Source organism: Sphingobium sp. SJ10-10, assembly GCF_036038995.2.
In the GTDB taxonomy this organism is placed as follows: Bacteria; Pseudomonadota; Alphaproteobacteria; order Sphingomonadales; family Sphingomonadaceae; genus Sphingobium.
Window position 1 is genome coordinate 2,442,739 of the sequence record NZ_CP158132.1, and the last position, 14,519, is coordinate 2,457,257.

General features: G+C 64.3%; 13 protein-coding genes and 1 tRNA gene. 7 read left to right on the forward strand and 7 right to left on the reverse strand.

Annotation, left to right across the window (positions count from 1 at the left end; translation table 11 throughout):
* Positions 1-46 precede the first annotated feature (46 nt).
* The 7 genes from VVT58_RS11855 to yajC form a co-directional block, all read right to left on the reverse strand.
* A complete protein-coding gene (locus VVT58_RS11855; RefSeq protein WP_087574283.1) occupies positions 47-1,555 on the reverse strand; it encodes a YifB family Mg chelatase-like AAA ATPase in 1,509 nt (502 codons plus the stop codon).
* 120 nt (positions 1,556-1,675) lie between these two features.
* Positions 1,676-2,350: an RlmE family RNA methyltransferase gene (locus VVT58_RS11860; RefSeq protein ID WP_327754342.1), complete on the reverse strand. Its 675-nt coding sequence runs from the start codon at positions 2,348-2,350 to the stop codon at positions 1,676-1,678.
* A 10-nt stretch (positions 2,351-2,360) separates the two neighbouring features.
* The gene (locus VVT58_RS11865) at positions 2,361-3,479 is read right to left on the reverse strand and encodes a Ppx/GppA phosphatase family protein (RefSeq protein WP_066553365.1); all 1,119 of its coding nucleotides are present in this window, start codon (positions 3,477-3,479) and stop codon (positions 2,361-2,363) included.
* 123 nt (positions 3,480-3,602) lie between these two features.
* Positions 3,603-3,947, reverse strand: coding sequence for an Mth938-like domain-containing protein (locus tag VVT58_RS11870; protein WP_082748367.1), 345 nt, complete (start codon positions 3,945-3,947; stop codon positions 3,603-3,605).
* 68 nt (positions 3,948-4,015) lie between these two features.
* Positions 4,016-5,002, reverse strand: a complete 987-nt coding sequence (gene secF / locus VVT58_RS11875) for a protein translocase subunit SecF (RefSeq protein WP_066553359.1) — start codon at positions 5,000-5,002, stop codon at positions 4,016-4,018.
* Between the two features lie 18 nt (positions 5,003-5,020).
* Positions 5,021-6,622, reverse strand: a complete 1,602-nt coding sequence (gene secD, locus VVT58_RS11880; RefSeq protein WP_066553356.1) for a protein translocase subunit SecD — start codon at positions 6,620-6,622, stop codon at positions 5,021-5,023.
* Positions 6,623-6,630: 8 nt separating this feature from the next.
* Complete coding sequence (yajC, locus tag VVT58_RS11885; RefSeq protein WP_066553354.1) at positions 6,631-6,966, reverse strand: preprotein translocase subunit YajC; 336 nt, start codon at positions 6,964-6,966, stop codon at positions 6,631-6,633.
* A gap of 190 nt (positions 6,967-7,156) precedes the next feature.
* Between yajC and VVT58_RS11890 the strand changes: the two genes are divergently transcribed.
* The 7 genes from VVT58_RS11890 to mobF all read left to right on the forward strand — a co-directional run bounded on the left by VVT58_RS11890 (position 7,157) and on the right by mobF (position 14,482).
* Positions 7,157-7,233 (forward strand) — tRNA-Pro (locus VVT58_RS11890).
* A 190-nt stretch (positions 7,234-7,423) separates the two neighbouring features.
* The gene (locus tag VVT58_RS11895; RefSeq protein WP_058800390.1) at positions 7,424-8,329 is read left to right on the forward strand and encodes a hypothetical protein; all 906 of its coding nucleotides are present in this window, start codon (positions 7,424-7,426) and stop codon (positions 8,327-8,329) included.
* Between the two features lie 72 nt (positions 8,330-8,401).
* A complete protein-coding gene (locus VVT58_RS11900) occupies positions 8,402-8,599 on the forward strand; it encodes an AlpA family transcriptional regulator (RefSeq protein WP_058457431.1) in 198 nt (65 codons plus the stop codon).
* A 101-nt stretch (positions 8,600-8,700) separates the two neighbouring features.
* Positions 8,701-9,306, forward strand: a complete 606-nt coding sequence (locus tag VVT58_RS11905; RefSeq protein ID WP_327754341.1) for a hypothetical protein — start codon at positions 8,701-8,703, stop codon at positions 9,304-9,306.
* A gap of 207 nt (positions 9,307-9,513) precedes the next feature.
* On the forward strand, positions 9,514-9,885 hold the full coding sequence (locus VVT58_RS11910) for a hypothetical protein (protein WP_327754340.1): 372 nt from the start codon (positions 9,514-9,516) through the stop codon (positions 9,883-9,885).
* Positions 9,882-11,717 (forward strand): type IV secretion system DNA-binding domain-containing protein, encoded by a 1,836-nt coding sequence (locus VVT58_RS11915; RefSeq protein ID WP_327754339.1) that lies wholly within the window; start codon positions 9,882-9,884, stop codon positions 11,715-11,717. The genes VVT58_RS11910 and VVT58_RS11915 overlap by 4 nt, the downstream gene beginning before the upstream one ends.
* Positions 11,717-14,482, forward strand: a complete 2,766-nt coding sequence (mobF, locus tag VVT58_RS11920; RefSeq protein WP_327754338.1) for a MobF family relaxase — start codon at positions 11,717-11,719, stop codon at positions 14,480-14,482. The genes VVT58_RS11915 and mobF overlap by 1 nt, the downstream gene beginning before the upstream one ends.
* The last annotated feature ends 37 nt before the right edge of the window (positions 14,483-14,519 follow it).

Consider the following 14,519-nt stretch of genomic DNA (forward strand, 5'->3'; position numbering starts at 1 on the left):
CGCGCAGACCAACATCAATGTCCGCTAACCACCCTATCCCGCCCGATCAATTCACCGGCGCCCTTCTTCGATAACTCAGCGCCTCCGCGACATGCACGCGTCCGACCTGATCGGCCCCGGCGAGGTCAGCGATCGTCCGCGCCACCCGCAGCACCCGCGTATAGCCCCGCGCCGACAGCTTCATCGCCGCCGCGGCTTGCGCCAGCAGTTCGCGCCCCGCCTGGTCCGGCCCGGCGACATCCTCCAAACGCTCGCCATCCACCTCGGCATTGGTCCGCACGCGCGTCCCCTCATAACGCCGCGTCTGCACATTGCGCGCCGCCGCGACCCGCGCCGCGACCTCGACCGATCCTTCGGCGGGCGGCGGCAAGACCAGATCCGCGGCCGTCACCGCCTGAACCTCCACATGCAGGTCGATGCGGTCGAGCAGCGGACCCGACACCTTGGCCTGATAATCCGCCGCACAGCGCGGCGCCCTTGAGCAAGCCAGCGCCGGATCGCCCAGATGCCCGCAACGGCACGGATTCATCGCTGCCACCAACTGCACCCGCGCCGGAAAGGTCACATGCGCATTGGCCCGCGCCACCGTGACCTCGCCCGACTCCAGCGGCTGCCGCAGGGAATCCAGCACGGTCCGTTGAAACTCCGGCAATTCGTCGAGAAACAGCACGCCCAGATGCGCCATGCTGACTTCGCCCGGCCGCGCCTTCTGTCCGCCGCCAACCAACGCCGCCATCGACGCGCTATGATGCGGATTGCGGAAGGGCCGCGCCCGGCTGATCCGCCCCCCCTCCAGCGTCCCGGCGACGCTCGCCACCATGGAGGTTTCAAGCGCCTCGCCCGGCGTCAGTTCCGGCAATATCCCCGGCAGGCAGCTCGCCATCAGCGACTTGCCCGCACCCGGTGGCCCGATCATCAGCAGATTGTGACCGCCCGCCGCCGCGATCTCCAGCGCCCGCTTGGCCGTCTCCTGCCCCTTCACCTGGCGCAGGTCGGCGGTCCGCACCGGCGGTTCCACTTCGCCCGGCTGGGGTGGCGACAAAGCGGCGGTCCCCTTGAAATGGTTGAGGATCGTCAACAGGTCCGGCGCGGCGATCACCTCGACCTGCCCGGCCCAGGCCGCCTCGGCGCCCTGCGCCACCGGACAGACCAGCCCCAATTCCCGCTCACCGGCATGCAACGCGGCGAGCAGCACCCCCGGCGTCGGCGCGATGCGGCCATCCAGCCCCAACTCCCCGACGACGACATAGCCCGCCAGCGTCTCGGCATCGATCACCCCCATCGCCCCTAGCAGGGCCAGGGCTATCGGCAGATCGAAATGCGATCCCTCCTTGGGCAGATCGGCGGGCGACAGGTTGACGGTGATCCGCTTGGGCGGCAGCGAAAGCCCGATGGCGGCAATGGCGTTGCGCACCCGCTCCCTGCTCTCCGCCACGGCCTTGTCGGGCAAGCCAACGACGATGAAATTGGGCAGGCCGGGCACAAGCTGGCACTGCACCTCCACGCCACGCGCCTCCAGCCCCAGATAGGCGACCGTCGATACCGTCGAAACCAATGCGAAAACCCCCTGCGCGCCATTCGGCCTGCCCCGCCATGTTCCCGCCTTCGCAGGAACACAAGGTTATTTCAATGTCTTGGCTTGATCGCAGGCGCGATCCCGCGCCCGTCGGCCGGTTCAGCTTTCGGCTTCAGGCCGCCCCTTGAACCCTTGCGCCACGACATACCATTCGACGCTGCCCTTCCGGCTGGCGGGCGGCTTGGCATGTTTGATCGTGGTGAAATGCTTCTTGAGGATGGCCAGCAGATCGGCGTCCGTGCCGCCCGCGAACACCTTGGCGACGAAGGTGCCGCCCTTGCGCAGATTTTCCACCGCGAACATCGCCGCCGCCTCCACCAGCCCCATGGTGCGCAGATGGTCCGTCGCCACATGCCCGACCGTATTGGCCGCCATGTCGGAAATCACCAGATCCGGCGCATCGCCCAAAGCCTCCGCCAACAAGGCGGGCGCCTTGTCGTCCATGAAGTCCATCTGGAACAGCGTCACGCCGGGAATGGGATCGGTCGGCAGCAGGTCTATGCCCACCACCTTCGCCTTGGGGCAGAGCTTGCGCACCACCTGCGCCCAGCCGCCCGGCGCCACGCCCAGATCGACGACAGCCCGCGATCCCTTCACGAAGTGGAACTTCTCGTCCAGCTCGATCAGCTTGAAGGCGGCGCGGCTGCGCCACCCTTCCGCCTTGGCGCGGCGGACATAGGGGTCGTTCAACTGCCGTTCGAGCCAGCGGGTGGACTGCGCCGTCCGCCCCTTCGCCGTCTTGACCCGCACCTTGCCGGCGCCAGTGCCTCTCAAAGCTCGCCTCTCACATCTTTACTCCGTCGCGGTCCATCAGGCCGCGCAATATGCCTTCGCGAATGCCGCGATCCGCCACGCCCAATCTCTGGGCAGGCCAGATGTCGAGGATAGATTCCAATATGGCGCAACCCGCCACCACCAGATCGGCCCGCTCCGTCCCGATGCAGGGCAGCTTCTGCCGCTCCGCCAGAGCCATGGAGGACAGGCGCGCGGAAATCGCCCGCATCGACGTCGACGGCACGATCAGCCCGTCAATCGCCTGCCGGTCATAGCGCGGCAGGTCAAGATGCAGGCTGGCCAGCGTCGTCACTGTCCCCGATGTCCCGAGCAAGCGGATATCGGGCTGCGGAGTGGGCAGGCGGCGGGCCAGCGGCGAGAAAGCATCGGCCACGCGCGCGCGCATCCGGCCATAAGCCGCCAGACGATCCATGGGATCGGCATGATCGAAGGGCTCGCTCTCGGTCAGCGACACGACGCCCCAGGGCGCGCTCACCCAATCGACGATATGCGGCGCGCCCTCCCGGCGGGAGTTGACCAGAACCAGTTCGGTCGACCCACCGCCAATGTCGAAGATCAGCGCCGGACCATCGCCCGGCTCCAGCAGCGCGTGACAGCCCAGCACCGCCAACCGCGCCTCTTCCTGCGCGGTAATGATATCGAGCGCGATGCCGGTTTCGCGGTAGACGCGCTGGATGAAATCGGCGCCGTTCGAGGCGCGTCGGCAGGCCTCCGTCGCGACCGATCGGGCCAAGGTGACATGGCGGCGGCGCAGCTTGTCCGCACAGACCGACAATGCCGCAATGGCGCGCTCAATGGCTTCGTCGCTGATCCGCCCCGAAGCCGCCAGCCCCTCCCCCAGACGCACGATTCGGGAAAAGGCGTCGACGACGATGAAGCCGTCGGCCGAGGGCTTGGCGATCAGCAAACGGCAATTATTGGTGCCCAGGTCGATGGCCGCATAGGAGCGGCGTCCGCGCAGCGGATGAGGCAAAAGGCCCCGCGATTTCGACGGGGGAGTGAGGGCCGCAGCCTTGCTCCCATTGCCCTGACCGGAACGGACCCCTGTGCCCGAAACTCCGCCGGCTGGGCCGGAACTCTGCGGCGATGGGCGGCTTTGCTGCACCATGGCCGTATCTCTTTTCTTCTTCGCCAACGCCGAAAGGCGCCGGAACTTGCCCCAAGAGTAAGCGGATGAAGAAAAAAGCGCAAGGCGGCCCCGGAAAGCCCCTTCGATAAAGCGCAAATGCCCCTAGATCAGCGGCAGCAGGGCCGCGACGATCCAGCGTTCCTCGGCGCGCAACACGCCCCAGGCGCGGGCGGCGGCGCGGCTGTCCATCACCTCGACCCCGATGCCCTTGGCTTCCAGTTCCCGGACGAAGGGGCGCGGCGGCTGGCGCAGGCTGGCGCCCGTGCCGATCAGCAGAAATTCCGGCAGCGGATCAAGGTCGAACAGGTCGCCCAGATCCGGCACGGTCAGAGCCTCGACGCGCGGCGCCTCCTGCCAGGCCAGGGCACGCACCGGCGAAAGCAGCAGGCCATCGGGAAAGACATCGTCCCTGACCCGAAAGCCCCGCCCCTGAAAGCCGGTGACGATCGGCCCCTGCCCCGCCTCATCGCGGCGCAGTTCGATCCCCGTGCGCCCCTTTCCCGATGCGTCGCCGTTCAGGGCCGCGCTCCATCGTCACGCGGTCCCATGCGCTCGGCCTGCGCCGCGATATTGGTCTTGCTCGCCTTCTTCTCGGCCGTCGCGGGCGACAGACCGAGAGTGATCAGCAGCGAAGAGGACACATAGACCGACGAATAGGTGCCGACGATGATGCCCAGCATCATGGCCGCCGTGAAGCCGCGCAGCACATGGCCGCCCAGCAGCAGCAGCGCCCCGAGTGCCAGCAGAACGGTAACGGAGGTCATGACGGTGCGCGGCAGCGTCTCGTTGACGGACAGGTCGATCAGCGCCTTCATGTCCATCTTGCGATATTTGCGCATATTTTCGCGGATGCGGTCGTCGATCACCATCTTGTCGTTGATCGAATAACCCACGATCGTCAGCACGGCGGCGACGATGTTGAGGTCGAATTCCAGTTGCGTGATGGCGAAGAAGCCCAGCGTCATCAGCACGTCGTGCATGATCGCGACGAAGGTCGAGATGCCGAACTGCCATTCATAGCGGAACCAGGAGAAGATCGCGATGCCGATCACCGCCAGCATCACCGCCAGCACGCCGTTCTGGATCAGTTCGCCCGACACCTTGCCCGACACCGTGTCGTAGCGGGAGAAGGTGACGCCGGGAAATTCCGCCGTCATCGCCTTGCGCGCCTTTTCGACGATGGCGTTGGCCGCTCCCGCGCCGCCCTGTTCGGGGAGCGGCAGGCGGATTTGCACCGTCCTGGGATCGCCAAATTGCTGGAGCGAGCCATCGCCCACGCCCAGACGGTCGATCACCCCACGCACCTTGTCGGTCTGCGGCGGCTGCTGGAACTTCGCCTCGATCATCAGGCCGCCCACGAAATCGACGCCGAGGTTGAGACCCTTGTAGAAGGTGGCGCCGACCGCCAGCACCGTCAGCAGCGCCGTCAGGCCAAAGGCCCAGTGGCGCAGCTTCACGAAGCCGATATTGGTGTTGTCAGGGACGAGTTTAAGCAGTTTCATATTGTTTCTCTCGCCCCGTCAGATGTGGATCTCGGTCGGGCGCTTGGCCCGGACCCAGAGCGACACCATCCAGCGGGTGAAGGTGACGGCAGTGAACACGCTGGTCGCGATGCCGATCAGCAGCACGATCGCGAAGCCCTTCACCGGACCCGAGCCCAGAGCGAGCATGATGCCGCCAGCAATGGCGTGGGTCACGTTCGCCTCGAAAATGGTGCGGCTGGCTTCCTTATAGCCATGTTCGATCGCTTGCACGACGTTCCGGCCACGGCGACGCTCCTCGCGGATACGCTCGTAGATCAGCACGTTGGCGTCGACCGCCGTACCGATGGTCAGCACGAAACCGGCGATGCCCGGCAACGTCAGCGTCGCGCCGAGTATCCCCATCACGCCCAGGATCACCAGCACGTTGATGGCGACGGCGAGGTTCGCATACATGCCGAAGCGGCCATAGCTGGCGAACATGAACATGGCGACCGCCGCGACCGCGATCACCGAGGCGAGCAGACCCGCCTTGATCGAGTCCGCGCCGAGCTGCGGGCCGACGGTGCGTTCTTCCACCACGGTCAGCGCGACGGGCAGCTTGCCCGAACGCAGCGCGATGGCGAGCTGGTTGGCGCTTTCCACGGTGAAGCTGCCGCTGATCTGCGCGCTGCCGCCCAGAATCGGTTCGTTGATGTTCGGCGCCGACAACACCTTGCCGTCGAGGATGATGGCGAAGGGCCGGTTGACATTCTGCGACGTCACCTGGCCGAATTTCCGCCCACCCGCGCCGTTGAAGCGGATGTTGACGATCGGCTCATTGCCCTGCGGGCTGAAACCCTGCTGCGCGTCGGTCAGATCCTCGCCCGACACCATGACTTGGCGATGGACCGCGATCACCGGCGACCCGGACGGATTGGCCGGATAGGGCAGGACTTCGCTGCCCACCGGCGCACGGCCCTGCGCGACTTCGGCGGGGTTGGCGTTGACGTCGACCAGCTTGAACTCAAGCTTGGCGGTCTGGCCCAGCAAGTCCTTCAGCGCCTTGGGATTTTGAAGGCCCGGCACCTGCACGACGATGCGGTTGTCGCCCTGCTGCTGAATGGTCGGCTCGCGCGTGCCCATTTCGTCGATGCGCTTGCGGATGACCTCGGTCGCGACTTCCATCGCGCCCTTCACCGCATTGTCGATGCCCGCCTGGGTCGGCGTGATGGTGATGGTGGAACTGTTCACCACCTCGACATTGAAGTCGCGCTGGCCGGTCAGGCCTGCCCCCTGCGTCAACGGCCGGATGCGCTCGACAGCGGCATCGACCTGCGAGGGGTTGCGGACCATGAAGCTCAATTTCCCGTCGCGGCTGGAAATATCGCCAATCGCGATCTTGGTATCGCCCCGGCGCAGTTCCGTGCGGACCTGCTCCTCCATATTGGCGATGCGCTGCTTGGCGACATCCTGGGTCGAGGCTTCCAGCAGCAAATGGCTGCCGCCCGACAGGTCGAGGCCCAGATTCACGCGGGTCTGCATGAATTTGGGCAGGTGCGCGACCGCGGAATCGGGCAGGAAGCTCGGCACGGCGCAGGCTATGCCAATGGCCAAGGGCAGCAGAATCGCGGCTACCGCCCAGCGAGGGAAATTCAGCATCGGGCCGCTCAGTCGTTCGCAGGCTTGGCGGTGGCGGGGTCGATCACGTCGGTCAGGGTGGACTTGACCGCCTTGACCTTCATGTTCGGCGCCAGTTCGACATCGACGTAAAATTCGTCGACGCGGGCCACCTTGCCGACCAGACCGCCGCCGGTCACGACCTGATCGCCCTTCTTCACGGCGTCGATCTTGGCCTTATGGTCCTTCATCTTCTTCTGCTGCGGACGGATCAGCAGGAAATAGAAGACGACGAAGATCAGGAGCAGCGGGGCCATCTGAACCAGCATGGAGGCGCCGGACGATTCCCCGCCCGCAGTCTGGGCAAAGGCTGGAGATATAAACATGCTTGGGACTTTCGCCTTATTGTCTTGTCCAGTTGCGGACGCAGGATAAACGCCCACAGATCAAGGGCGCGCGGCTAACACAGATAGGGCGGCTGAGGCAACATGATTAGGGTTTCCGACGAAAGGGCAAAAAGCCTTCATCGAATCCCTTGCATATTCCCCAAACTGCTTCTAATTGCGCCGCTCCGGTCGGGACGTAGCGCAGCCTGGTAGCGCATCACACTGGGGGTGTGGGGGTCGGAGGTTCGAATCCTCTCGTCCCGACCAATATTTCAATAACTTAGCGGCGATTTCTCAACAACACACCACCCCAGCTTTGCTCTGGTGGTGCGCTGGTGGTGCAGATATTGCCAGTATGTTCTCATCGTGATGCATCGCTGAGCATCGAAAATGAACATCGCCAGCCCCCTTTTCCGAATTGAACGCCGGGCCGATTCCCCCTAATCCGACTGGACGGATGCAGGAGCAATTGCCCCTCAGCCCTGCCGAGTTCGTCAAAATCCGGGACGGCTTCATTGCGTTTCTCAAGCAACCGGCTGGGACACCCATCGAGCTGATTATTCCGAAGGATGTTCTCGACGCGATGGCATTGGCTGCGCGCCGGGGCCGCAGGCGTCAACAGGTCCTCGATGTCCTGCGCGGCATCTCCATAGTGGCTGTTGCGGTTGGCGCAGCTCTTGCCGTGTTCAGGGAGCCAATGGCCGTCGGAGTTGCGGTCCTGCTGGCCAGTGGGGTGACTTTCGTTTGGGCGCACAACAAGAGCAAGATTCGCTTCGAGCCAGAAATCGACGAGCTGGTCACCGAGCCGAATGTCGTGCTCCAACGCAATCTGAGAGCGCTGGAAGATTACAAGCATCTGATCGCGAACGGCGACATCATTTGCGACGAGCGGCTGCCGGATGGAACGGTCAAGCCGCTGTCACAGAAAGCACGTGCTGCCTTCCTCGCGGACCATGGCTCCCTCTTTGTCCTCAGCCGCGATCAATCGCTTTGGCAATGCACCCCGCACAGGCCAATTCCGATGAGCGCCTTATGGGTCAGACTTGGCGGGCGAGTTGCGCCCGTCTTCGTGACATCGCGCACCTTGCTTGAAACCCCAGATCGCGAATTGTTCGATAAGCGCATCAACTGGCTTCTGTCACATGCCGACAAAGCGGGTTCAAAAGCCAAGGGATTTCGCGAAGCGATCCAGATCATCGTCGCACTGCGACGCCCGGAGTTCGAAGGCAAGACATTCGAACAGAAGAAAGAAAAGCTGCGCGACGAAGGAACGGCTGATAGCAGAATGGAGAAAATTCACGCAGGCATCTACCCGCCATTCAATGGCTTTCTCCGCAATTTGCCGATGCATGAATTTCCGTGAATGTGGAACTGAATTCACCCTGACGCCCCGATTTGCGACCTCCTGCATTCCAGCGAATGAAAGGACCACGCAATGCCTCCGAACCGGGACCAGCTCCTGACCGTAACTGACGTGCTCAACGTCACCGGCTTCAAATCCCGCACCACACTGTATCGCCGCGCACGCAGCGGCGCATTTCCGTGCCCCTGCCATATAGGCGCGGGCAAAATCCGTTGGCGCTCGGGCGACATCGAGGACTGGCTGAGCAGCCTCCAGACCCGTCGCTACTGACCTGCCCCACCGCCGAACCGGCCCAGCTTAATTGCTTGGCGGGCGCACCTGCCCTCACCCCCACGAACACTTGCAATCGTGATTTCACGAAAGGATGCCCCATGTCGATTTTCCAACGCGTCATGGATCGGCTCGCCGATTCCATCTGGATTGGCCGCAAGGTCAATCTGCGCTTCACCGCTGAATATCGGACTGCCTGCTACGTCGTGCCGCTGATCAACAAGCTGCTCGCCGAGGGCGAGGACGGTGACACATACCGAGCCGCGCTTGTCCCGTGGCACGAGGCCGAGCGGCCACCGCTTGCATCCTATCAGGGTGACACATCCCGGTGCAGGATCGACGGGCCTTGGCAGGAAGCTGGGCGGGACTGGGTTCCGCTTGGCGGCTTGATCTTGTCACCCGGCGTTACTGCCCATCTTGATCCGTTCGAGGCGCAGGCACTTCACGAAAAGATGCAGCAGGCGATTGAGGCCGTCATTCGAACGTGGGTCGAAGATCACGATCTAACCGCACTGCCACCGGTCCCGGAGCATTTCGACAGGTGCAGGGCTGACCGGAAAGCCAAGGCGCTGATCGCGGCTTTGGCTGGCGGCGACCGGCAGGCAGATGCTTCGACAAAGCCGCCCGCTGCCACGGCCAAAACTGCATCTGGCGAACCCGTTCCCGCGCTTTGCGCCGTATGCCGGAAGGGGCTGGGTCATGCTTGAACCGAACCGCCAAAAGGCAATGTTGGGGGGCTGCGATGCTACGCATCGAGCCAGCAATTCAGATACACACCTCACGCACGGGTGCATGGCGCAATTCTGCGGGTTTGGCGGGATGCTAATAGCCTCTCGCCAAAGGTCAGACCGCGAGAACGGCGTAATTCTGCCATTTTCCGCGATGGCAAATAGCATCTCATCGGGTGCGGCACGATGAGCGCCCGCGCCCAGACCGTGCGGCTAACCCCCGCCCGTCATCGCGCCCTTGCCGGGTTCGCCAAGAGCTATGGATTAAGCGAATATGCGATGCTCGCCCGCGTCGTAGACGCGGGCCTTGCCGCCCTCGTTCGCGGGGCAGGCAACCAGATCGACAACCGCGAGATCGTCAGCGAACTGGCGTCGGTCAGCACCCGCATAGTCGATGTCGAGCGGATGCTGGACCGGGCATTGTTCACCGCTTGCGCGGCCTATTGCTATGCCCGCCATGCGGCGCTGGGTGCTCACACGACCGATGAGGCCGTCACCGCCGAGATCAACGCGGCCTATGACCGCCAGCGGCGGCGCGCGCAGGAGGGCCGGGAATGAACCAGTCTCACGACCGGCGCGCCCATGCCGACGCCTTGCGCCGCCACAACCGCAACAATCAGGCCGCGCGCTTCCGGCGGCAGGCAGGTATCATGCTTGCGTCCATCGCTATGGGCGCAGTCGCAACACCTTATGTGGCGTTGGACCAGCAGGCGATGCAGGCAGCGGGCACATACGCCGCCGCCAAGGCAAAACTGTGGTTCGCCCAAGGCACGGTGGTCGATCCAGCCATAACGATCAGCCAGGACGGCCAAGCCTATGCCGTTCCGGCCCGCGCGGTTGCCGCGCATCCCTATTACGGCAATGCGGCGCACGATGTCTTTGCATACGGGATTTGGGGATGCTCGCTGGGCTTTGGCGGATGGCTGGTGAGCCTGATCCTGTTGCGCGGAGCCATCGCCCGGCAGCGCGAACGCGCGTTGCGTGACCGAGTTATCGCCGGAACGCTGGTGATGAGCGAGGCAGGACTGGCGACGTTGACCAGCACCGAGGCGCAGCCCAATGCCTTGCACGTTGGCACCGTTCCCATTCCCGGCAGGCTCGAAACCCGGCACGTGGCGATGATCGGCACGACCGGCAGCGGCAAGACCACCGCCTTGCGCCAGATGCTCGACGGGATCGAAGCGCGGGGCGAAGCCGCCTTGGTCTATGACACCAGCGGCGAGTTCGTCGCGCATTACTACCAGCCCGAACGCGGCGACGTGATCCTGAACCCGTTCGATGCCCGGTGCGCCTACTGGTCGCCCTTCGCCGAGATTGCCCACCCCGCCGACGCCGACCGCATTGCCCGCCAGCTCATTACCGAGACAGGGCAACATGACAGCGACGTGTGGCTCGACACCAGCCGCATCCTTGTCGCTAACATGATCCGAGCGCTCTGGCGCGAAGGCAACGCCACCTTGCCCGCTTTGCTGCACGCCTTGCAGGACCGGACCAAGGATGACCTGAAAACGTGGCTGGCAGGCAGTTCATCGGCGCGGACCTTTGCCGATGATGCCGACCGGGCGACAGGCAGCGTGCTGTTCATGCTCGCGAAGGCCGCCGATCTTATCCAGTTTCTGAGAGTTGATGGCAGCGGCGGGACACCCTTCGCATTCCGGGATTTCATACACGGGCTGGACAAGCGCAAGGGCGCGAAACCGTGGATATTCGTGCCGCGCAAGGAGGACTATTTCGAGGCGTCGAAGCCCTTGCTCGCCTGCTGGCTGGAATGCGCGGCCAGCGCCGTGCTGGGCCTTCCCCCATCGCCCGACCGGCGCATCTGGTTCGTGCTGGACGAGCTGGCCGATTTACCCCGCGTCGATAATCTGGCGCGGCTGCTACCCGAGGGCCGCAAGTTCGGTGCCGCAGTGGTGCTGACCTTTCAGGCGCTGGGCCAGATGCAGCATCGCTACGGCCCGAAGATCGCCGAAGCCATGCTGGGCTGCTGCAACACCAAGCTGTTCCTGCAAACCATCGACAGCGAGACGCGCGTCTGGGCCAGCCAGACCATCGGCGAATGCGAGGTCGAGATTCAGACCATGACCGACGCGCTGGCAGACGGCGACGACAAGCCCCGGACCACGCTGAGCAAAATCCGCAAGATGCGCCCGGCTATTCTGGAAAGCGAACTGCGCCTGCCCAAGTTCGAGGGCTACTTGCTGTTCCCGGACGGCTTGCCGGTGGCGCGGATCAGGCTGACCGCCGATCATATCGCGCGGCGCGGGGGTGCCCGTCAGCCAGGATTTGTGCCCGGCGATGTTAAGGCCACCCACTGGAAGCAGCCAGAGGCGACCGCGCCAAAGGCTGTGCCGCCGCCGACGCCATCGCCCACCAGCAAGGGGCCAGTCTGATGGTTGCATCCGTGTCCGCGCTGACCAGTTCGGGTCAGGCCGCCAGCTATTATGAATCCGCTGGCGAATATTATGCCGACGGGGGCCAGTCCCCATCGGAATGGCAGGGCAAAGGCGCGGAGGAGTTGGGCTTGTCCGGCGATGTTGACCGCGACCAGTTTCGCGAGTTGCTGGATGGCAAAGTTGCCGACCAGCAGTTGGGAACCACGCGCGACGGCAAGCTGGAACACCGCCCCGGCTGGGATGTGACCTTGAGCGCGCCAAAGTCCGTGTCGATCATGGCCGAGGTGGCGGGCGACCGGCGATTGATCGCGGCGCACGGGGCAGCGGTGAAAACCGCACTTGCCCATGTCGAGAGCCATATGGCGGCAACCCGCATCCGTGACGGCGGCGCGGTAAACCGTGAGGCTACCGGCAATCTTGTCGTCGCCAGCTTTCAGCACGGCACGAGCCGCGCCCAAGACCCGCAGCTTCACACCCACAATGTCATTCTCAATGCCACCAAGGGCGAGGATGGCACATGGCGTAGCCTTGAACCGCGCGCGATCTACCAACTGCAAAAGCAGATTGGTGCGATTTACCGGCAGGAGCTGGCCTTGAAGGTGCGTGAGTTGGGTTATGAGATCGAAGTGGGCAAAGGCTCCATGTTCGAGATCAAGGGCGTTTCGCCCGAGGTCATGGCCGCATTCAGCACCCGTAGCGCCGAGATCGAGGCCGCACTTGGCGAACGTGGCACGTCCCGCGACGATGCCTCCGCCGCCGAGAAGCAGGTTGCGGCACTCGATACCCGGCAGGCCAAAGTTTCCGCCGATCCTGCGGCGCTTGTCGCAGATTGGCGCGATACCGCCAGCGCAGCCGGGTTCGGGCCGGAGGCAAGGCTGGCGATGGTCAAAGAGGCCGAGGGCATCGCCGTCAGCAAGGACCATCGCGCCACTATGGACATGCAGGGCGACAGCGCCGCAAGCCGCGCCGTCGCTCATGCCGCCGACAAGCTGGGCGAACGCCAGTCAGTGTTTTCGGTCGCTGCATTGCGCGAGGAGGCCGGGCGCGTCGGACTGGGCAAGGTCAGCTATGCCCAAATCACCGAGGCCATTGCAACCACCACCAAACAGGGCGACTTGATCGAGCATCCCCACATCGACCGGCGCGGCGCGGAATTTGCGGGATTTACCACCCGCGCCAATGTCGAAACCGAGGCCAAGTTGTTGCGGATCGAGGCGGAGGGGCGCGGCGCGCTGTCCCCTATCGCCACACCGCTTGTCGCCGCCATGGCCGTGGCAACCGCATCGGCGCAGGGTGAACGCGCGGGCTTTGGCTGGAATGCCGACCAGCGCGCCGCGACCGAGCAGCTATTGACCAGCCGCAACCGCATAACCGCGTTGCAGGGCTATGCTGGCACGGCAAAGACCACCACCGTTCTGGCAACCTTTGCCCGCGAGGCCGAGGCGCGGGGCGTTCCCGTTGTCACGCTTGCGCCCACCGCGTCGGCAGCGATGGTCTTGGGCGAGGCGCTTGGCGTGCGCAGCGATACCGTTGCCCGGCACCTGCTATCACCCGAGCGCCCAAGTCAGGGACAGCCCGCAGCATGGATCGTGGACGAGGCATCGCTGTTGTCCGCCCGCGATACTGCCAAGCTGTTCGACCTGGCGAAGAAGCAGAACGCCCGCGTCATCCTCGTGGGCGATGTAAAGCAGCTCGGATCGGTCGAAGCAGGCGCGGCTTTCGCGCAGTTGCAGGGCGCGGGCATGGAGGTTGCCAAGCTGAGCGAGATCGTCCGGCAGACCAATACCGCGACCAAGGACGCAGTGCTGGCATCCATCGAGGGGGACGCCAAGAAGGCTCTCGCCGCGCTGGACCGTGGCGGCGGCAGGATCGTGGAGAATGCCGACCGTGCCGAACGGTTTACCGCCATCGCCGAGCAATATGCCAAGCTGGACAAGGCCAGCCGCGCCCGCACCCTTGTTATCGAGCCATCACGCGAGGGCCGTGATACGCTGACCGCCGACATACGCGCGGAGCTTGCCAAAACGGGTGCGCTGACCGGACCCGTCGTCACCATGCAAAGCCTTGCCAACAAAGGGCTGACCCGCGCCGAGGCTCGCGACCCGATGAGTTATGACAAGGGCGATGTTGTCCGCTTCACCCGCGACTATGCCGACAAGGGCGTGGCGCGCGGGGAAGCGTATAGGGTGGAGAGCATAGACCCGGCCAAAGCCTCCATTGCGCTCAAATCAGAAGACGGGCGGGAGGTCGATTGGCGTTTGCGGCAATGGGGCGCAGGCAACAGCCAGACATTCGCCGCCCAATCGCTCGAACTCAAAACCGGCGACAGCATCCGGTTCACCCGCAACGACCGGGAGGCGGGACGGATCAATGGCGCGCGCGGCGAAGTGACCGCGATTGACGCGCAGGCTCGCACGGCGGAAATCCGAAATCCGCGCGGCCAAACCCAGACCTTGCGCCTTGATGCTGCCCGCGACCAGCACATTGCTCATGCCTATGTTGAAACCGCGTTCGCCGCCCAAGGCCGCACCGCCGATCATGTGATGATCCACGCCGACAGCAAGGCCACCAACCTTGTCGATCAGAAGTCATTCTATGTCGGCATATCCCGCGCGAAGGAGTCCGTCGCGATCTACACCAATGATCGCGGCAAGCTGGTTTCCGCGATCAATGAGCGGGCAGGGCAAGTGCAAACCGCCATCGCACAGGCCGCTATGCCGGGACCATCGGCGTCGAAGGCGGCAAGTGCAGGAATCGGGTAAGCAATGCGTTGAGAACAATCGCAGTTCAGTCTATCGT

What these genes read in the sequence shown, in the direction of transcription:
- VVT58_RS11910 (WP_327754340.1), top strand. Translation starts at nt 9,514, where the DNA reads ATGAGCGCCCGCGCCCAGACCGTGCGGCTAACCCCCGCCCGTCATCGC.
- yajC (WP_066553354.1), bottom strand. Translation starts at nt 6,966, where the DNA reads ATGTTTATATCTCCAGCCTTTGCCCAGACTGCGGGCGGGGAATCGTCC.
- VVT58_RS11905 (WP_327754341.1), top strand. Translation starts at nt 8,701, where the DNA reads ATGTCGATTTTCCAACGCGTCATGGATCGGCTCGCCGATTCCATCTGG.
- secF (WP_066553359.1), bottom strand. Translation starts at nt 5,002, where the DNA reads ATGAAACTGCTTAAACTCGTCCCTGACAACACCAATATCGGCTTCGTG.
- mobF (WP_327754338.1), top strand. Translation starts at nt 11,717, where the DNA reads ATGGTTGCATCCGTGTCCGCGCTGACCAGTTCGGGTCAGGCCGCCAGC.
- VVT58_RS11865 (WP_066553365.1), bottom strand. Translation starts at nt 3,479, where the DNA reads ATGGTGCAGCAAAGCCGCCCATCGCCGCAGAGTTCCGGCCCAGCCGGC.
- VVT58_RS11900 (WP_058457431.1), top strand. Translation starts at nt 8,402, where the DNA reads ATGCCTCCGAACCGGGACCAGCTCCTGACCGTAACTGACGTGCTCAAC.
- secD (WP_066553356.1), bottom strand. Translation starts at nt 6,622, where the DNA reads ATGCTGAATTTCCCTCGCTGGGCGGTAGCCGCGATTCTGCTGCCCTTG.
- VVT58_RS11915 (WP_327754339.1), top strand. Translation starts at nt 9,882, where the DNA reads ATGAACCAGTCTCACGACCGGCGCGCCCATGCCGACGCCTTGCGCCGC.
- VVT58_RS11895 (WP_058800390.1), top strand. Translation starts at nt 7,424, where the DNA reads ATGCAGGAGCAATTGCCCCTCAGCCCTGCCGAGTTCGTCAAAATCCGG.